General features: G+C 63.9%; 17 protein-coding genes. 3 read left to right on the forward strand and 14 right to left on the reverse strand.

Annotation, left to right across the window (positions count from 1 at the left end; all coding sequences use genetic code 11):
* Positions 1-73: 73 nt before the first annotated feature.
* A complete protein-coding gene (locus K3148_RS11505) occupies positions 74-1,399 on the reverse strand; it encodes an SAM-dependent methyltransferase (protein ID WP_247711564.1) in 1,326 nt (441 codons plus the stop codon).
* A gap of 44 nt (positions 1,400-1,443) precedes the next feature.
* Here K3148_RS11505 and K3148_RS11510 point away from each other — a divergent pair, with 44 nt between their 5' ends.
* Positions 1,444-1,881 (forward strand): DUF1801 domain-containing protein, encoded by a 438-nt coding sequence (locus K3148_RS11510; protein ID WP_221424914.1) that lies wholly within the window; start codon positions 1,444-1,446, stop codon positions 1,879-1,881.
* A 3-nt stretch (positions 1,882-1,884) separates the two neighbouring features.
* Here K3148_RS11510 and K3148_RS11515 read toward each other — a convergent pair whose 3' ends face one another.
* The 8 genes from K3148_RS11515 to rlmN all read right to left on the reverse strand — a co-directional run bounded on the left by K3148_RS11515 (position 1,885) and on the right by rlmN (position 8,048).
* On the reverse strand, positions 1,885-2,625 hold the full coding sequence (locus K3148_RS11515) for a molybdopterin-binding protein (RefSeq protein WP_221424915.1): 741 nt from the start codon (positions 2,623-2,625) through the stop codon (positions 1,885-1,887).
* Positions 2,615-3,286 carry a cytochrome b/b6 domain-containing protein gene (locus K3148_RS11520; protein WP_221424916.1) on the reverse strand — a complete coding sequence of 224 codons (672 nt, stop codon included), beginning with the start codon at positions 3,284-3,286 and terminating at the stop codon, positions 2,615-2,617. Before K3148_RS11520 ends, K3148_RS11515 begins: the two co-directional genes overlap by 11 nt.
* Entirely contained in the window at positions 3,283-4,050 is a 768-nt protein-coding gene (locus K3148_RS11525) for an SDR family oxidoreductase (protein ID WP_247711565.1), read from the reverse strand. Before K3148_RS11525 ends, K3148_RS11520 begins: the two co-directional genes overlap by 4 nt.
* A gap of 104 nt (positions 4,051-4,154) precedes the next feature.
* Positions 4,155-4,553, reverse strand: coding sequence for a glycine zipper 2TM domain-containing protein (locus K3148_RS11530; protein ID WP_221424918.1), 399 nt, complete (start codon positions 4,551-4,553; stop codon positions 4,155-4,157).
* Positions 4,554-4,691: 138 nt separating this feature from the next.
* Positions 4,692-5,336: an MOSC domain-containing protein gene (locus K3148_RS11535; RefSeq protein ID WP_221424919.1), complete on the reverse strand. Its 645-nt coding sequence runs from the start codon at positions 5,334-5,336 to the stop codon at positions 4,692-4,694.
* A gap of 165 nt (positions 5,337-5,501) precedes the next feature.
* Positions 5,502-6,101 (reverse strand): class I SAM-dependent methyltransferase, encoded by a 600-nt coding sequence (locus K3148_RS11540; RefSeq protein ID WP_221424920.1) that lies wholly within the window; start codon positions 6,099-6,101, stop codon positions 5,502-5,504.
* 25 nt (positions 6,102-6,126) lie between these two features.
* Positions 6,127-6,618: a hypothetical protein gene (locus K3148_RS11545; RefSeq protein ID WP_221424921.1), complete on the reverse strand. Its 492-nt coding sequence runs from the start codon at positions 6,616-6,618 to the stop codon at positions 6,127-6,129.
* A gap of 182 nt (positions 6,619-6,800) precedes the next feature.
* Entirely contained in the window at positions 6,801-8,048 is a 1,248-nt protein-coding gene (rlmN, locus tag K3148_RS11550) for a dual-specificity RNA methyltransferase RlmN (RefSeq protein ID WP_221424922.1), read from the reverse strand.
* A 295-nt stretch (positions 8,049-8,343) separates the two neighbouring features.
* Between rlmN and K3148_RS11555 the strand changes: the two genes are divergently transcribed.
* Positions 8,344-9,006: an outer membrane protein gene (locus K3148_RS11555; RefSeq protein ID WP_221424923.1), complete on the forward strand. Its 663-nt coding sequence runs from the start codon at positions 8,344-8,346 to the stop codon at positions 9,004-9,006.
* A 60-nt stretch (positions 9,007-9,066) separates the two neighbouring features.
* On the opposite strand, the gene K3148_RS11560 is transcribed toward K3148_RS11555, so the two are convergent.
* The 3 genes from K3148_RS11560 to K3148_RS11570 are packed head-to-tail and all read right to left on the reverse strand — an operon-like array spanning position 9,067 to position 11,973.
* Positions 9,067-9,555, reverse strand: a complete 489-nt coding sequence (locus tag K3148_RS11560) for a hypothetical protein (protein WP_221424924.1) — start codon at positions 9,553-9,555, stop codon at positions 9,067-9,069.
* Positions 9,548-10,027: a transcription elongation factor GreB gene (gene greB / locus K3148_RS11565; protein WP_221424925.1), complete on the reverse strand. Its 480-nt coding sequence runs from the start codon at positions 10,025-10,027 to the stop codon at positions 9,548-9,550. The genes K3148_RS11560 and greB overlap by 8 nt, the downstream gene beginning before the upstream one ends.
* A 23-nt stretch (positions 10,028-10,050) precedes the next feature.
* Positions 10,051-11,973: a lytic transglycosylase domain-containing protein gene (locus K3148_RS11570; protein WP_221424926.1), complete on the reverse strand. Its 1,923-nt coding sequence runs from the start codon at positions 11,971-11,973 to the stop codon at positions 10,051-10,053.
* A 137-nt stretch (positions 11,974-12,110) separates the two neighbouring features.
* Between K3148_RS11570 and dapA the strand changes: the two genes are divergently transcribed.
* The gene (gene dapA / locus K3148_RS11575; protein WP_221424927.1) at positions 12,111-12,992 is read left to right on the forward strand and encodes a 4-hydroxy-tetrahydrodipicolinate synthase; all 882 of its coding nucleotides are present in this window, start codon (positions 12,111-12,113) and stop codon (positions 12,990-12,992) included.
* A gap of 22 nt (positions 12,993-13,014) precedes the next feature.
* On the opposite strand, the gene K3148_RS11580 is transcribed toward dapA, so the two are convergent.
* Both K3148_RS11580 and K3148_RS11585 read right to left on the reverse strand, forming a co-directional pair.
* Positions 13,015-14,865 carry an alpha/beta hydrolase family protein gene (locus K3148_RS11580; RefSeq protein ID WP_247711566.1) on the reverse strand — a complete coding sequence of 617 codons (1,851 nt, stop codon included), beginning with the start codon at positions 14,863-14,865 and terminating at the stop codon, positions 13,015-13,017.
* 181 nt (positions 14,866-15,046) lie between these two features.
* Positions 15,047-16,996 (reverse strand): alpha/beta hydrolase family protein, encoded by a 1,950-nt coding sequence (locus K3148_RS11585; RefSeq protein ID WP_221424929.1) that lies wholly within the window; start codon positions 16,994-16,996, stop codon positions 15,047-15,049.
* Between the last annotated feature and the right edge of the window lie 111 nt (positions 16,997-17,107).

A 17,107-nucleotide genomic window follows, 5' to 3' on the forward strand; every position in this document is an offset into this window, starting at 1 on the left:
CAAGGACCGTGCTCCACCCGCTCCACCCTGTCGGGCTTCGCGGGCGCAAACCCTGCTTGCGTCCTACAGCGCGTTACTCCGCCGCTTCCCTCTGGGCGAAGCGCCATTCGGGCACCTTGTCCGCGTCGGCGGCGCGCAGGCGGGCGCTCTCTTCCGTGATCCACTCGCGGGTCATGGGGATGGCGCTGCGGTCCTTCACGTAGATCAGCTGCCAATTGACCATGTCGCCGTGGCGGAAGCTCTGTTCGGCTCCGGCGAGGTAGTAGAGCCACATGCGGTAGAAGGTCTCGTCGTACATATCGACGATCTCCGCGCGATGCTGGACCGTGCGGTTGTACCATTCCTCCAGCGTGTGGCTGTAGTGGAAGCGCATCGCCTCCACGTCCATCACCTGCCAGCCGTATTGCTCGGACTGGCTGACCAGTTCGGAAAGCGCCGGGATGTAGCCGCCGGGGAAGATGTAGGTGCGCGTCCAGGCGTCTGTAAAGCCGGGAGGGCCGGCGCGCCCGCAGCAGTGGCTCATCATCACACCGTCGGGTTTGAGCAGGCGGGCAGTGTGCTCATAGAACTGCGGGTAATGCGGCGTGCCGACGTGTTCGAGCAGGCCGACCGAGCTGATACGGTCGAACTGACCCTCCACGTCGCGATAGTCGGTAAGGCTGAACTTGACCTTGTCGGCCACGCCCGCTTCCTCCGCGCGCTCCTTGCAGAAGGCGATCTGGTCGGGGGCCAGGGCGACGCCGTGGACCTCCACGTCGTAATGCCGCGCAAGGTAGAGCGCGAAGCCGCCCCAGCCGCAGCCGATGTCGAGGATGCGCTGGCCGGGCTTGATGTGCATCTTGGCGGCAAGGTGCGCCTTCTTGTCGAGCTGCGCCTTCTCGAGCGAGGTCGCTGCCGGATCCTCGCGGTAATAGGCCATGGTGTACTGGCGGTCCTCGTCAAGGAACCGCTCGTAAAGCTCGCGGGTGAGGTTGTAGGTGTGCTCGGCGTTCTTGCGGGCCTTGCCGCGCAGGTTGATGCTGTCGGCCTTGGCGATCAGGCGCTGGGCGGCGGTGCGCAGCTTGCCCTTGGGCTTCAGCGCCTTGTCGCCGGGCTTGCCCGCCTGCTCGGTGACGAAGAGGATGAGGTCGCGGATATCATGCGGTTCCTCGACCTTGAGCCAGCCCCACATGAACGCCTCGCCTGCGCCCATCTGCGGATAGCGCGCGATGTGGTTGGCGGCCTTCTTGCTCGTCAGGCGGATGTGGATCGGCGGCTCGCTCGCATCGCCGGTGCCGTAGTCATAGGTCTTCCCGTCGTAATTGGTGACCTGCATCCGGCCGTGTTTGACGGCGGTCTTCAGGAACTTGTCGAGCAACCACATACGCTTGTTCTCTCCCCACAGTACGGCGGCGAGCATGGCACGGGATGCCAAACTGTCAATCGCGTGCTAGATTTGCCCACATGGCAGAGGCGAAGACACAGATTACCGCAGTCGACCCGGGCGATTTCCTCGCGGCTGTCGAGCCGGAACGCAAGCGCGAGGAAGCGGGCGTTCTCGACGCGCTGTTCCGCAAGGTTACGGGCGAGGAGCCGAAGATGTGGGGGCCGAGCATCATCGGCTATGGCGACTATCGCACCACCTACGACAGCGGGCGCGAGGTTCACTGGCTGCGGAGTGGATTTTCGCCGAGGAAGGCCAAGCATTCGCTCTACCTCATGGGGGGATATTGCGACGAGGTAGCGGGCGAGCGGCGCGATGCGTTGCTGGCGAAGCTTGGCAAGTACAAGACCGGCAAGAGCTGTCTCTACATCAACAAGCTCGCCGATGTGGACATGGAGGTGCTGGAGAACCTGCTGCGCAACGACTGGGAAGCGATGGCGCGCAAATATCCGGAATAGGGCTCAGATACCGGCGTACCACTGATAGCCGGAGCGATCCTCCCAATACCCGCCCTGTCCGCGACCAATATCGTCAAGGCTGGCGACCGCCTCGATCGCGGTGAGGTACTTGGCGTGCTTGTAGCCCAGCTGCCGCTCGATCCGCATCCGCAGCGGTGCGCCGTTCTTGACCGGCAGCGGTTCGCCGTTGAGGCGATGCGCAACGATGGTCTGCGGGTGGTAGGCGTCGATGAGGTCGACGCTTTCGTAATAGTCCTGCCCGTTGAGATTATCGGCGCAGCGGAAGACGATAAACTTGGCCTCCGGCTTGAGTTTCGCGGCATCGAGGATCAGCGAGAGTTGCGGTCCGGTCCATTCGCCGATCGCGCTCCAGCCTTCGACGCAATCGTGACGCGTGACCTGCGTGCGCTGGGGCAGCCTGCGGATGTTGTCGAGACTGAGGCTCATCGGGTTTTCGACCAGCCCGCGCACTTCCAGCCGCCAGTTGGCGAAACCTTCGGCAGCCTGCGCGGGATAGTCTCCATTCTGCGGATCGGTCGAACCGTTGCCGCGGAAATAGGACGAGATGGCGCTGCGCGGATATTCGGGCGCAAGGGCCTCGCGGTCGGTCAGCAAGCGGTGCGCGCCCTGGTGCCATTTCTCGGCGGCCCCCAGCAGGCGCGATCCGGAATCGCTTTCGGCAATCTTGTTGCAGCCAGCCGCGAAGCCGGCGCCGATCACGGCGAGAAAACCCCTACGCTTCACCGTGCCTGCCCCCGGTGATCATGTCGCGTATCTGTCCGATGGGACCGGCCAGCAGGACCAGCAGCACATGGACGATGAAGAAGCCGAACAGCGCGAAGGCAAAGATGAAGTGCAGGCTGCGCGCCGATTGCCGCCCACCAAGAAGGTCCACGAGCCAGCCGAAAGTCGGCTCCATCCCCGGACTGATCGCGATGCCGGTGAAGATCATCATCGGCAGGAAAACGCCGAGAACAAGGCCGTAGGCAAGCTTCTGCAAGAAGTTGAACTTCCCACCCTCGTGGTCGAAATTGAGCTTCAAGTGCTGGACAATGTCGTGCCAGATCGCGCGCGGTTTCCATTCGGCGCGGGTGGTGACAAGATCGCGCTTAAAATGGCGGTTCACCAGCATGGTTACCCACATGAACAGCAGAAGGAGCGCGAAGGGCCACGCCATCAGTATGTGCCAGTCGCGCGCGACAGCGAGGCTGTAATAGCCCGGTATCGTCATCCAGTCGGGAAAACGGGGCACGGCGAGCCAGGCCTGCTCGGGCGCGAAGCCCCAGTCGCCCCAGTAAAGGCGGCGGTGGGCGTTGGAGATCGTCAGGCCCGACATAAACAGCACCACCACGCAGACGAGGTTCAGCCAGTGCCAGATCCTCGTGCTGAGCGCGTGCCGCTTCATGCCGCGTGCTCCCGCGCAAGGTAGATCACGTCCCGCTCCTGCTGCAACAGGTGCTGGCCGCTGTCGACATAGACCGTCTGCCCGCTGGCGAGCGCTCCGTTGGCGAGGAACAGCGCCGCCTCGGCCACTTCTTCCGCCGAGGTCCGGCGGGTGAGCAGGTTCATGCGGTGGGAGATTTCGGCCTCCTCCTCGCTCTGGTCATGGCTGGCGAGGATGGCGCCGGGCGCAAGCCCGTAGACCCGATCCTCGGCGCGGCTGGCGCCCATCGACAGCATGGCAATGGTCGCGTCCAGCGCGTGCTTGCTCATGGTGTAGCTGAAGAAGTCGGGATTGGGGTTGGCAAGCTTCTGGTCGGTCACCTGGATCACGCGGCGTCCGCCCTCGGCCTTGGCGTGGCCGAGATAGGCTTGCGCGAGGAGGGCAGGGGCGCGGGCGTTCACTTGCATCGCCCGCTGGTTCGTCTGCGGATCGAGTTCGGTTACAGCGTCGGGCTGGAAAACGGAGGCGCAGTTCACGAGACAACGCCAGTCGGTGAGATCGCGTGCCAGTCTGGCCGCAAGCGTGCGGACCGCGTCGAGATCGCACAGATCCGCCTGGCAGGTCTTGGCGCTCGGCAATTCGGCGGCCAGCGCGTCTGCCGCTTCGCCGGACGAGTTGTAGTGGATGACGACGTGCCAGCCAGCGTGGCCGAATGCCCGGCTGATCGCTGCGCCGAGGCGCTTGGCGCCGCCTGTTACCAGAACCGAGGGTCTCGTCTCGCTCATCGCGATGGGCATAGGGGCTTGGAAGCGAATAGGAAAGCGGCGCCGCCACCTTGGGAGTGACGACGCCGTGAAGTAACGACCCTTATTTTCTCTTCTGGCTTATCTTACCGGCAGCTGAGGCTTCCGCGGTCGATCTCGCGACCGATGACAGCGCCCACGGCGCCGCCGAGCACTGCGCCCAGCACCTTGTCGCCGCGACCGGCCAGCTCGTGGCCTGCCAGAGCGCCGACGCCGGCGCCGATCACAAGACCGGTCGTGCCGTTGTCGCGCTTGCAGTAGTAACGGCCATCGCGGCCGCGCCACATGTAGCTGTCACGGGTGATGCGACGCGGGGAGACATAGTAGCCGCGGTCGTCATACATACGCTGGCGATGGGCGCGATCCTTGGCGCGCTTGCCGTGCGCCGGTGCCCATGCGGGCGGATCGGCGGCGACGGGTGCTGCGGTGCCGAGGCCGGTGAGGGCCATGGTCGAGGCGGCGAATGCGAGAGCGAATTTTTTCATTGTACGTCCCTTGTGATCCTTGGGGAAACTTCTGAGCCTCCATTTAGCGCAGCAGAAAGACAACCGCGGCTGAACGAACGCGCTTAACTCCAAATTAGGGATGAACTGTGCCGGGAAGGCGGACGAGCCGTGGCGGTTTTACCGCAATTTCGCTTCGAGCTTGCTGCGCCATTGCGGACCAAGGGCGGGAATGGCGAGGAGATCGCGAATCTCCCCCTCGCTCGCAGGCACGGCGGGATCGAAGAGCAGGGCGAAGGCCGCATCGACACTCCAGCGATCCTGTGTGCGCTCGACAAGCGCGAGGTCGTCGTCCGCGCGTGCCTCGCCTTCCTCGAGCACGCGGAAGTACCAGCCGCAGCGGTGGTTGGCGATGATGCGCTTCACCATGTCCTTGCGCTGGAAATGCCGTTCCAGCGTGGAGCAGGGTTGCCGCCCCATGCTGAGTTCCAGCAGCGCGCTGCCGAGGCGGAAACGGTCGCCGATGAATACGTCCTTCTCGGTCAGGCCCATCGCATGGAGGTTCTCGCCAAAGGCACCGGGCGCGGCGAGACGGTCCACTTCCGGGATCTCCTCGCGCCAGTAGGGGTAGTGGTCGGCGGCGTAGAGATGGACCGCCATATGCGCGCCCCCATGGTGCTTGCGATCGACCTGCGTATCGCCTTCGAGGCCGGGCGTACCGATCCTCACCGGGCCTTCGCGCACCTGCTTGTCGATCGAGCTGATCTTGCCGTCGGGCAGGGGGGCGGGCTGGCCGGTGCACAGGGCGAGGAGTTTGGCCTTCACGCGTGATCCCCCTTTCCAACAGGATGGAGCGGATGGAGCACGGTCCTGGAGCAAAAACGCCTGAAGGGTGCAAACCCGCTGACAGCGGCGCTTTTGGAAGGGTGAGCGAGGATCATGACCACCTTCCAGCACAGGACGCGAAAGTAGGAAAGGCTCCGCGCCAACTCAGCCGGTCGGTCGCTGCACGGTGAGGGCGTACCAGTCGCGCTGCACCCCATCGGCACCTTCGCCGCGATAGCGCTCGGTGGCCTCGATCCGGAAACCCGCCTCGCGATAGAGGCGCTCCAGCCAGCCCTCGTCGGGCATGTTGGCCAGCCGGCCCAGCGGATCGCGTCCCTCGGCGGTGCCGAGCTTGTAATTGGCGAAATGCCAGCCACCGGGTTTCAGCGCGCGCAGGATGGCGGCGAGGACACCGGGCAAATCCGCCCGCGCGACATGGAGGAGGCATGCGTGCGCCCAGACCGCGTCGTACGCCTTTTCTTCATCAAGCTCGTCAAACCGCATTACCCGCGCGCCCACATCGAACCGTTCGTTCGCCTTGCGGACCATCGCAGGAGTTCCGTCGGTGGCGTCGAGGTCGAAACCACGTTCAATGATCCGCGCGGAATCCCTTCCGCCGCCGCACCCGAGCTCGAGCAGGCGGCTCCCCGGTTCCAGCCGGTCGAGGAAACGGTCGAGATGGCGGCTCGGGGCCTGCCCGAAGCTCAGCGTGTAGCGCGGCGCGTTCGCCTCGTAATAAGCGATGGTGGCGGGATCGGCAGTCATGTCGCGGTAGTAACGCAACCGGCCATCAAACGAGAACAGGGCAAGTTCCGCGCTCGAAGCGGATGATGGGAAGAAGGTCGGCGGGCGTGACAGCCCGGATTGCGGCCTCGTCAGCACTGTCTTCCATCGCGACGACGAACCAGTCGCTCTGGTGCTCGTAAAGCATCATGCAGATGCCGAGATCATCGCCATACGCCTCCACCAGCCGGGCAATCGCCGCGTCGGTTCCGGCGCGGTCGAATGCCGTGTGGCGAAACCGGATTTGCGGACGAAGTTTCGGCGCCGCCATCGCGAGATAGGCGCTGCGGTCTACCGGCTCGCTCGACCCGACGTTTATCCAGTTTCGACCGAAATCCCTTTCCACCCAGACCTCGTTGAAGCCTGGCAGCTTGGCTTGGCGAGAACGCGTGGCAAAGGTCTGGACGAGGTTCGAGAACAGGCCTTCCTCATCGAGCGGGTAGTTCGCCTCGGCTGCGCGCTGCCGGATGATTTCCTCTTCGTCCTCCGGTGCGGGCAATGGTTCAGCCTCGCGACTGTAGAGATCGAAGGCCTGAAATGGGGGAGGCGGAGGTGGTGGAGGTGGTGGAGGTGTGGTCGCACATCCGGCCGTGGCGAGTAAAAGCAAAAGCGCTGGAAAAATGCGTCGCATTCCAACGCAACGCTGATTCCGAAATCCGGTTTCCCGTCAGCAGCTTGGTGTCAGGAAGCTGCTTGCTCGGCTTCAGCTGCCTCGCGGTCGCGCTGGGCGCGGCTCTTCTTTTCCGCCGCAGTCTTCAACTGGCCGCAGGCCGCATCGATATCGCGGCCGCGCGGCGTGCGCACGGGCGCGGAGATGCCGCCTTCGAATACGATGTCGGAGAAGCGCTTCACCCGCTCGGGCGTGGAAGTGTCGTACGCCGCGCCGGGCCAGGGGTTGAATGGGATCAGGTTCACCTTGGCGGGCAGCTTGTAGTGCTTGAGCAGGCGGACCAGCTCATGTGCGTGCTCGTCACTGTCGTTCTTGTCTTTGAGCATCACATATTCGAAGGTGATGCGGCGGGCGTTGCTGGCGCCGGGATAAGCGGCGCAGGCTTCGAGCAGTTCCTCGATGCCGTATTTCTTGTTGAGCGGCACGATCTCGTCGCGGATTTCCTTGGTCACCGCGTGGAGCGAGACGGCAAGGTTCACGCCGATTTCCTCGCCGCAACGCTCCATCGCCGGAACGACGCCGCTGGTCGACAGGGTAATGCGGCGCTTGGAGAGGGCGAGGCCGTCGCCGTCCATCACGAGCTTCAATGCGCCCTTCACATTGTCGAAATTGTAGAGCGGTTCGCCCATGCCCATCATCACGATGTTGGTGAGGAGGCGGCCGTCGCTTGTGTAGTGGCCTTCGTCCTCAGCGTCGTCGAGACCCGCCATAGAGCCTTTGGGCCATTCGCCCAGCGCGTCGCGCGCCAGCATGACCTGACCCACGATCTCGCCCGGCGTCAAATTGCGCACCAGCTTCATCGTGCCGGTGTGGCAGAAGCGGCAGTTCAATGTGCAGCCGACTTGGCTCGATACGCAAAGGGTTCCGCGGTCGGCATCGGGGATAAAGACCATCTCGAATTCGTGTCCGTCGGCGGTCTTCAGGAGCCACTTCCGGGTGCCGTCGGTCGAATGCTGCGCTTCGACCACTTCGGGGCGGCCGATCACGAAGCGTTCGGCGAGCCAAGGGCGCATGGTCTTGGCGATATCGGTCATCGCCTCGAAATCGGTGACGCCGCGATGGTAGAGCCAGTGGAACACCTGCTTGGCGCGCAGCTTGGCCTGCTTGGGTTCCAGCCCGGCCGTTTCAAACAGCTCGCGGATGCGGTCCTTGGGGAGGCCGATCAGGTCAACGCGGCCGTCTTCGCGCGGCGTGATATCACGCGCAACGGGAACCGGGTCGATCTGCCCGGGAATGCTCATCAAGGTCGTGTCTGCCATGGGAGACGCGCATATAGTAGCCATCAAGCTGGATGGAAAGCCCCGCGAGGGCGCGTAACAATCATTCGCCCCGATTTGCGTTCCTTGCGTCATCGCATTTGCACCGGCAGTTCGTCGAATTTTTGTGCGGCGCACCATTCGTCGCCAGAAAACGTCTTTTCGTCGACAAAAATGTGACCAAAAAGTCACGGGTTTTTGTTGTGCAGTGTTAATGAAACTACATCGGCTTCATCGCCGTTTTGAAGGTCCACGCGGTCGGAAAATCGACGGCGGACAATAAAAACGGAGTTTAGTAATGAAGACCACCGCAGCCCTTCTCGTCGCAGGTTCGATCCTTGCCACGGCCACGCCCGCAATGGCGCAGGACAGCGATAATTTCGACGGCTTCCGCATCGAAGCTCTCGCTGGCTATGACGTCAGCAAGGCCGGCAGCACTTCGGACAACGACACCAACGCCAACGACGATCAGTCGATCGACGGTCTCGCCTATGGCGTCGGTGCGGGTTACGATTTCGATGCCGGCGGCGTCGTTCTCGGTCTCGAAGCCGAATATGTCGGCTCGACCGCAGAAACCGAATACGACATGGGCGACTTCGAAGACATCGGTGTCGGCAATGTCGAAACCGGCCGCGATCTTTATCTCGGCGCGCGTGTCGGTGTGAAGGCCAATGACGACCTGCTCGTCTATGCCAAGGGCGGCTACACCAACGCCACCTACAACTTCCGCAACAACGACGGCACGACCGAGTATGAAGTCGATCTCGACACCGACGGTTTCCGTGTCGGCGCGGGCCTCGAATACGCGCTGAGCGGCAACACCTTCGCCAAGGTCGAATATCGCTATTCGAACTACAGCGATGCCGAACTCGACTTCGAAGGCGACGCGCCCGACGTGGCCGTTCCGGACATCGACCTTGACCGTCACCAGGTCATGGCCGGCTTCGGCATGCGCTTCTAAGCGCAGACGTCGCCAAAAAATCGGGCCGGGAGCGTGAAGGCGCTTCCGGCCCTTTTTGTATCAGCGGCGCGCGCAGGCGAGGGTGGCGGCGTCGATCGCGCTGGCGGCGCCGGCAAGGGCGTAGGTGTTGGAAAAGCGCCGTCCGCGGCTGTCGGTGGCGAAGATCGTCATGCTGTCGGCGGACCGGATGGCGGCGAGGATCGCGGTGTCGGTCGCCGGATCGCGCGCCCAGGCGTCGGCCTTGCCGCCCACCATGGGGTAGTTCCTTCGCGCGATGCGCAAGGTTACACGCGCGCCTTCGCGAAGTTCGCGGGACATGCGGAAGTGGACCTGACCGCGGATGCGGCGGGCGGGCCAGGAGGCAACGGTCATGTAAGGCTGGAAGTCGCGCTGGAGGCGGCTCGGCGCGGCTTCGGCAATGGCGTAGCAGCGCGGGACCGAGGGATCGCGGAAGGCGCCCCAGTCGGAGAACACGCCGAGGCTGTCTTTCGCGGCGAGCGGCGCGGCGAGGGCCGTGAGCGCGAACAGGGGGAGGGCGAGGCTACGCATAGTCGATGCTCACGATTTCCCACTCGCGATCTCCGCCCGGAAGGCGCACGGTGCGCACATCGCCCACGCTTGCACCCTTGAGCGCACGGGCCAGCGGGCTCGACCAGCCGATCCGTCCCGCGCTGGCGTCCTGTTCGTCGTCGCCGACCAGCGTGACGGTCTTCTCTTTGTCGTCTTCGTCCGCCAGCGTGACCGTGGCGCCGAAGAAGGCGCGTGTCTTGTCGGGCTGGTCGGCAGGCACGATGACGCGCGCGGACTTCATCCGCCGGGCAAGGTGGCCGAGTTCCCGGTCGATCTCGCGCATGCGCTTGCGGCCATAGAGATAGTCGCCATTCTCGCTGCGGTCGCCGTTTCCGGCGGCCCAGCTCACGATCTCGACGATTTCCGGCCGCTCCTTGCCGAGCAAATGGTCATAGCGCGCCTTCATGGCGGCATAGCCTGCCGGCGTGATGGGATTGGTCTTGCCCTCCATGGTGCGGAGAGCCCTAGCCGATCCTATCGCGGAAGGTAATGGCGGATATCGCGCTGGTAGGCGGCCGATTTGTCGGGGTGCATATTGGCGTAGGTGACCGCGTTGCCGATCACGCGCATGACGTAATAGCGCGTCTCGAAATTGGCGGGGATCTTTTCGATCCAGGTCACCCAGTCGACCGCTCCGGTGCGCGGATCGCCGTTGAGGCGCAACCACTCGTTCACCCGGCCGGGGCCAGCGTTATAGGCCGCGATGGCCAGCGGATAGGCGCCGTTGTAGCGGTCCATCAGCCGCGCGAAATGCGCATCACCCAAGCGGATGTTGTAGGCCGGATCGCCGGTGAGGCTGGCCGACATGTACTGCACGCCGATCTTGCCCGCTTCCTCGCGCGCCGTGCCCGGCATCAGCTGCATCATGCCCCGCGCGCCGGCATGGCTAACGCGGGTGCGGTCGAATTCGCTTTCCTGGCGGGCGATGGCGTGGACCATGGTCCAGTTCGCACCCGGATGCGTGCGGACGGTCGGGAAACCCAGCCGTTCGAAGCCAGCCACGCCTTCCTCGCCTGCAACCATGCCGGCGACGACGGCCATCTCGTCGAGGCCGGTTTCGCGGGCGAGTTCGGCGACCAGCGCCATTTCGCTCGGCGTTTCGGCTTCGGCGGCGATGGCTTCGAAAAATGCGCGCTCGGTGCGCCAGTCGCGGCGGTTTTTCGCCATGTCGCGCAATGCCAGCGTCAGCGCTTCTTCGGAGAAATTCTTGCGGGTTTCGGCATCGACGCCCGCGGTGAGCATGGGCGCGAAGGTCGGTGCGGGCTTGCCCAGTTCGCTCAAGGCGAGCTGGCCGTAATACCAGTCGGGATAGGCGGCGGCCATGTTCCAGTACCGCTCGGCCTCGGCGCGGTCGCCTCCACGCGCAGCGGCGCGTCCGGCCCAGTAGAAGCCCTTGGAGCGCGTCAGCGGGGTCTTGGCCGCAGTGCCATAGCGGTAGAACAGCGGCGCCGCGCGGGTGCCGTCACCCAGCGACCACAGCGCCTTGGTCCCGCCAAGCCACATGAGGTCGGTGTATTTGTCGCGCAGGGTGAAGCTGCCGTCCGAAATATCGGTGCCTGGCGCAAAGAGGTCGTCCACCTTCGACGCGATGGCGACGGCGCTTCGTGTATCGGCACCCTGTGCGACGCGCAAAGCCTCGCTCACGAAATCGGTGCCATCGAAGGCAGGCCCTGTAAACTCGGCGCGGTTCGCCAGGAGGTTGATGGCTGCGGGAAGCTGGCCCTTGCCGCGATAATGACGGGCGAGGTTGTAGACGTAGCCGCTGTCGTTCAGCGCGCCATCGGGAACAGGCAGGCCCGCTTCACTCGGCGTGCTACCCTGCAGCAGCGCCAAACGCGCCTGCGCCATCGAGCGATAGGCGGGCGAAACGCGCACGATTTGGCGCGTCGCGGCTTCGAGATTGCCCTGCCACAGCAACGCGTCCATACGTGCGTCCTGGTCGGCAGGCGTCAGGTTCTGGGCGAAAAGCCCGGCCATATACGCTTCGGCCGGACCGCTCATGGTCCCGCCGCGCCACGCTTCGCGTGCCACATCGTTCGCCTCGGGGCGGCTCATGGCGGCAAGCGCCAGCGCATAGCGCGCTTTGGCCGCATTGGTAATCGGCGGATGCGCGTCGAAGAACTGAACCAGCGCCTGCGGGGTCACCGCATCGCGGTCGAGCGCGTTCTCGGCGCGGCGCTGCAACAGCTCCTGCTTGGGGAAGCCGGGATAATCCGTAATGAAGCCTGCGTATTGCGCGAAGGACAGGTTGTCGGCCTTGGTGAGGTACTCCCACCGGTCGACCGCCTGGCCGATCCTGCTCGGCTGCTGGGCCACCATGCTGTTGCCCCGATCCGGCCAGCTGGTCGGCGTCTGCGCCTGCGCGGCGAGGGGGAACGCCAGCGAAGCGCCAGCCATAAGTGCGAGTGAGAAATAAGTTTTTCGGCCCATGCTGGACATACTGCCCGGCCCCTCCTTATCAGGCGGTGAATGAAATGTGTCGGCGGGTGCCTAAATCGCCCGCTTTTCATACCTCTAACGCAGGACTGACGTAAATGTTCTCAGGCTCGATACCGGCTCTGGCGACTCCTTTTCGCGATGGATCGTTCGACGAGGCCGCTTTTCGCAAACTCGTCGACTGGCAGATCGAAAACGGCAGCAAGGGACTGGTGCCCTGCGGCACGACCGGCGAGGCTTCGACCATCTCCAACGCGGAGCATCACCGGGTCATCGAAGTCTGCATCGAACAGGCCGCGGGCCGCGTGCCGGTGATCGCCGGTTGCGGCAGCAACGATACGCGCAACGCTCTCCTCCACATGCAGTTCGCCAAAAAGGCCGGTGCGGCGGCGGGTCTGTGTGTCGCGCCCTATTACAACCGCCCCAGCCAGTCCGGCCTGATCGCCCATTTCAGCCATTTGGCCGAGAACAGCGATTTGCCGATCGTGCTCTACAACGTGCCCAGCCGCACCGTGACCGACATTGAGGACGAGACGGTGTGCGAACTGGTCAACAAATACCCCGACCGTATCATCGCCATCAAGGATGCAAGCGGCGACCTGTCGCGCGTGGCCGACCATCGCATGGGCATCGGGCGCGACTTCTGCCAGCTATCGGGCAATGACGAGCTGTGGCTGCCGCACTCGGCGGCGGGCGGTTCGGGCTGCATCTCGGTGACCGCCAATGTCGCGCCGAAGCTGTGCGCCGAATTCCACGAGGCGATTGCGGCGGCGGACCTCATCAAGGCGCGCGAGATCAACGACCGCCTGTTCCCGCTGCATTACGCCATGTTCTCCGATGCCAGCCCCGCACCAGTCAAATACGCGCTCAGCCGCGTTCACGACTGGTTCTCCGAAGACGTCCGCCTGCCGCTGTGCAACGCCAGCGAGGCTTCCCGCAAGCAGGTGGACGAGGCGCTGGAGCACGCCGGGCTGATCTGAGCCAGCCCGGCGCGATCCGGTCTTATTCCGCCGGGTTGTGCTTCTCGACGAAACCGACGGCCGCCTCGAGCATCTGCAGGCGCGTTGTCGATAGCGAGAGCCAGTGGTCCTCCCCTTCCAGGGCGATCAGTTCGTAAGGCTTGCCCGCATCCTTCAGGGCGTCGGCCATCTTGTGCGAGTGCACATAGGGCACCACCGTGTCGTCCTTGCCGTGGATCAACATGATCGGCGCGTGAGCGCGCTCTGCGTGACGGCGTGGAGACACGTCATCCCAGCCTTCTCGCGGCCCGAGCTGCTCCAGGAGGGCGGCCCGTGTCAGGCGGTTGTTGCCGGAGGCACGATAATCTTCGGTGTACATGGACTGGAGGTCCGACACCGGAGCCACAGCGACAGCACAGCGATAGATGTCCTGCTGCAGGGTCACACCCGCAAGCGCGGCATAGCCGCCATAGCTGGCGCCGACGATGCAGGCGCGTGACGGATCGACGATCCCTTTTTCGGCAAGCGCTGCAAGGCCATCCGATATGTCGGTCTGCATCTTGCGACCCCACTCGCCATAGCCAGCCTTGCGGAAGGACTGTTCGCGGTGGGTCGAGCCGCGGAAATTGGGTTGGAAGACCGCATAGCCGCGCGATGCAAACGCCTGGGCCCACCAGTCGAACTGCTCGTGATCGAAGGAGTGCGGGCCCCCGTGCGGCAGGAGGACCACCGGCAGACCAGCGGCTTCGCGGCCCGGAGGCAGGGTCAGGATGCCATCCATCTCAAGACCGTCGGAGGCGACATAGTCGAAGGTAGAAATCGCACCGACTTCCTCGAGACCGATGGCCATGCGTTCGTAGGCGAAGGCCTCAGCCTGTCCGGTTCCGAGATCCACGACATACCACGAACCGCTGTCCTGGTTGCCGCTGGTGCGGACCAGCACTTTGCTGAAATCGGGCGTCCAGTCTTTCATCTGGACGTCGAAATCGGCGAATGCGGCGCGGATTCCCTTGGCAGACGCCTCTTGTGACGGATCGACGAAGACCGGTCCTTCGTCGGCATCGAGATAGCCCATGAGCTGCCCGGTCAGATCGTTGAAATAAAGCCGATCGATATCCTTGCCCTTCAGGAAGGGCTGCGGGGTGCCTCCCGCTAGCGGCACTTCGAACCATTCGCTGATCGCTTCATCGTTGCGCCTGCCATAGATCACCGTCTTTCCGGCGGAACCGAGACCGACAAGCCATACCCGTCCGTTGCCCTTTTCTCCCGAAACAATTTCGGACCCGTTGGCGCCGTGCAGCGCCCACATGCCGTTGTTGCCGTCGATATCGAGGCGGACCACGATCTCGCCTTGGTGGTCGAGAAGCCAGTCGCGACGCACGCCTTCGTTGGCGGCCGGGGCGAGACGGGTTGCTCTGTTCTTCTCCGCATCGACGGCATAGAGATAAGGCCGACTATGCTGGAAACTGTAGCCGCCCAGCCGAGAGCCAACGCCTCCCTTTTTCAATTCGAGCGCGCCGAAGTGGAGCCGCCATTTCCCGTCGATGAATCGCTTGCCGTAGTTTCCGTATATGGAGTCGAGCAGGTGGGCTTCGTTCGAGAAAATGATCTCGGCCGGGCCGGAGCTGGTGACAGGCACCAATTGCGCAACGGCGAATTCCGCCTTGTCGGTCGTGAAGCCCCTTAGGTCCTCAGTCTGGCTGGTAACCAGAAGCAGGTCATCTTCGCCGACCCATTCGAAATAGCGAACCTTAATGTCCCTCATCCCCATCCTTCGGAACACCTGCATTTCGGAGTTGAGGAAGATGAACTGGCGCACGCCATCTTCGGTCAGCAGGACCGCGATACTCTCGCCGCTTGGCGAAATCGCGGCATTTTCTACCTCGGGCAGCATTCCGTAGGCCGTGAGCGGAACCTGCTTTTGTGCGAAAGCCGCCGGGCTAACGAGAACCAAAAGAAATGCCGTAAAGGCAACGCGCAAAATATTCATACCAGACATAAGACCCCTTTTAGACCGGGCTACGCTATCATTTCAGTATTGCCGAAGTCACCGGTCGTAATTCCGACGGTTTTCGTCAATTCGCCGGATTGTGCTGTTCCACGAAGGCGACCGCTTCCTGCAGCATCCGCATCCGTGTGGGCGAGAGCGAGAGCCAGTGGTCCTCGCCTTCCAGTTCCACCACGCGGTAGGGCTTGCCGCTGTCCTTCAGCTTGTCGGCCATGGCGCTGGTGTGCGAATAATCGACCACCGTGTCGTCGCGGCCGTGGATCAGCAGGATCGGCGCGTCGGCGCGGTCGGCCAGCCGCCGGGGCGAGACGGCGGCCCAGCCTGACTGGGGGCCGAAGCGGCGCAGCAGGTCGGTCTTGTCGGTCTTGCGCCGTCCGACGTCCTCATAGCCTTCCTCGAAGATCGCGTGGAGATCGCTCACCGGAGCGACCGCCACGGCGCAGCGATAGAGGCCTTTCTGCACCGTCACCCCCGCCAGCGCAGCGTAACCGCCGTAGCTGGCGCCGACGATGCAGGCGCGCTTCGGATCGACGATGCCTTCTGCGGCGAGCGCGGCGAGGCCGTCCGAGATGTCGGTCTGCATCTTGCGCCCCCATTCGCCATAGCCGGCGAGCATGAAGGGTTGGTCGCGATTGGTGGAGCCGCGGAAATTGGGCTGGAACACGGCGTACCCGCGCGAGGCGTAGGCCTGCGCCCACCAATTGAAAGCGGCAACGTCATGGCTGTGCGGGCCCCCATGGGGCAGCATGACGACGGGCAGGTCTTTCGCCTCGCGGCCCGGGGGCAGGGTGAGGATGCCGCTGAGCTTCATCCCGTCGCCCGCCTCGTAGGCGAAGGTGGAGATCGGGCCGACGTGCTGCTTCTCGATCTTGCCGCGCTCGAAAGCGATAGCGGCGGCCTGCATGGTGGCGACATCGACGATGTACCAGGTCCCGCTGTCGCGATTGCCGCTGGTGCGGATGAGGATCTTTCCGAAGTCGGCGCTCCAGTCCATGACTTCGAGATAGGAGCGCGAGAAGGCGGTGCGGACCTTGTCAATCGCAGCCTGGTGCGCTGGATCGTTGAAGTGCAGCTGCCCCGCCGTGTCGCGATGGCCGATCAGCCGGCCAGTGCCTTCTTCGTAGAACAGGCGATTGATACCGGTGCCGGTAAGGAAGGGGACGGCGTCTCCGCCACCAAGCGGGACTTCGTACCACTCGATGATGCCGTTGTCGGCGCGCTCCTGATAGATCACCGTGTCGCCGCGGTAGCCAAGACCCACCAGTGCGGCAGATCCGGTTGCGTCCCGGCCCTGGGCCAGGGTTTGTGCGCTCCCGTTCGAAACCGTCCAGCTCCCGCTATCACGGTCGACGTCGATGGTCGCGGCGACCGCGCCATTGGGGGAGAGCACCCAGTCGCGCCATGTGTCGTCATTGGCGCGATTGGCGATGCGGCGCGCCTTCCCGGTGGCGACGTCGACTTCGTAGAGGTAGCGGCCCGACCATAACAGGCCCTGCACCTGGCGGCGGTTGCGCTCCCACGCGCCGAAATAGGCCTTCCACTGGTCGCCGTGGCGGCGGGTGCCGAAAGAGCCGAACACCGCGTTGAACAGCGACTTGTCGCCCGCGAACACGGTCTGCAATTCGCCGTCGAAGGTGGCGGGCACGATATGGGCGGTCCAGGCTTCCATCTTGTCCTGATTCATGAAGCCCCAGATTTCGGCGGTGCTGCTGGTGACGAGCAGGATGCGATCGTTGCCGATCCAGTCGATGCTGCGCACCTTGGCATCGTCCAGCGTCATCTTACGCATCAGCTGCATGTCGGGGCCGACGAAGAGGATCAGCCGCTCGTCGCCGATAGTGGTGATGAGCGCAAAGTTCTGCCCGTCGGGCGAGATCGCTGCGTCCTCGACATCGGGCAACTCGCCATAGGCCGACAGCGGCGGCGGGCTGGACGTTTGGGCCTGCGCGGCCCCGATACCGGCGATGCCAAGCGCAATGGATATGGCGAACGAAAAGAAACGACCCAAGATAGACATACGACCCCCAAAGTAATCGCCTGTCTTCTCGCGCATAAATGGTAAGCGTTCAACCTCTGTGCGCCTTGCCCCTTTCCCTTTTGCCCAGCCTCGACTAGACGCGCCCATCCT

This window comes from Qipengyuania aurantiaca, from assembly GCF_019711375.1.
Classification (GTDB): Bacteria; Pseudomonadota; Alphaproteobacteria; order Sphingomonadales; family Sphingomonadaceae; genus Qipengyuania; species Qipengyuania aurantiaca.

Excerpts from the sequence above, each read along its gene's own strand:
- K3148_RS11580 (WP_247711566.1), bottom strand. The coding sequence starts at position 14,865 with ATGCTGCCCGAGGTAGAAAATGCCGCGATTTCGCCAAGCGGCGAGAGT.
- K3148_RS11505 (WP_247711564.1), bottom strand. The coding sequence starts at position 1,399 with ATGCTCGCCGCCGTACTGTGGGGAGAGAACAAGCGTATGTGGTTGCTC.
- rlmN (WP_221424922.1), bottom strand. The coding sequence starts at position 8,048 with ATGGCAGACACGACCTTGATGAGCATTCCCGGGCAGATCGACCCGGTT.
- K3148_RS11585 (WP_221424929.1), bottom strand. The coding sequence starts at position 16,996 with ATGTCTATCTTGGGTCGTTTCTTTTCGTTCGCCATATCCATTGCGCTT.
- greB (WP_221424925.1), bottom strand. The coding sequence starts at position 10,027 with ATGGAGGGCAAGACCAATCCCATCACGCCGGCAGGCTATGCCGCCATG.
- K3148_RS11570 (WP_221424926.1), bottom strand. The coding sequence starts at position 11,973 with ATGGCTGGCGCTTCGCTGGCGTTCCCCCTCGCCGCGCAGGCGCAGACG.
- K3148_RS11520 (WP_221424916.1), bottom strand. The coding sequence starts at position 3,286 with ATGAAGCGGCACGCGCTCAGCACGAGGATCTGGCACTGGCTGAACCTC.
- K3148_RS11560 (WP_221424924.1), bottom strand. The coding sequence starts at position 9,555 with ATGCGTAGCCTCGCCCTCCCCCTGTTCGCGCTCACGGCCCTCGCCGCG.
- K3148_RS11510 (WP_221424914.1), top strand. The coding sequence starts at position 1,444 with ATGGCAGAGGCGAAGACACAGATTACCGCAGTCGACCCGGGCGATTTC.
- K3148_RS11555 (WP_221424923.1), top strand. The coding sequence starts at position 8,344 with ATGAAGACCACCGCAGCCCTTCTCGTCGCAGGTTCGATCCTTGCCACG.
- dapA (WP_221424927.1), top strand. The coding sequence starts at position 12,111 with ATGTTCTCAGGCTCGATACCGGCTCTGGCGACTCCTTTTCGCGATGGA.
- K3148_RS11530 (WP_221424918.1), bottom strand. The coding sequence starts at position 4,553 with ATGAAAAAATTCGCTCTCGCATTCGCCGCCTCGACCATGGCCCTCACC.
- K3148_RS11525 (WP_247711565.1), bottom strand. The coding sequence starts at position 4,050 with ATGAGCGAGACGAGACCCTCGGTTCTGGTAACAGGCGGCGCCAAGCGC.
- K3148_RS11540 (WP_221424920.1), bottom strand. The coding sequence starts at position 6,101 with ATGACTGCCGATCCCGCCACCATCGCTTATTACGAGGCGAACGCGCCG.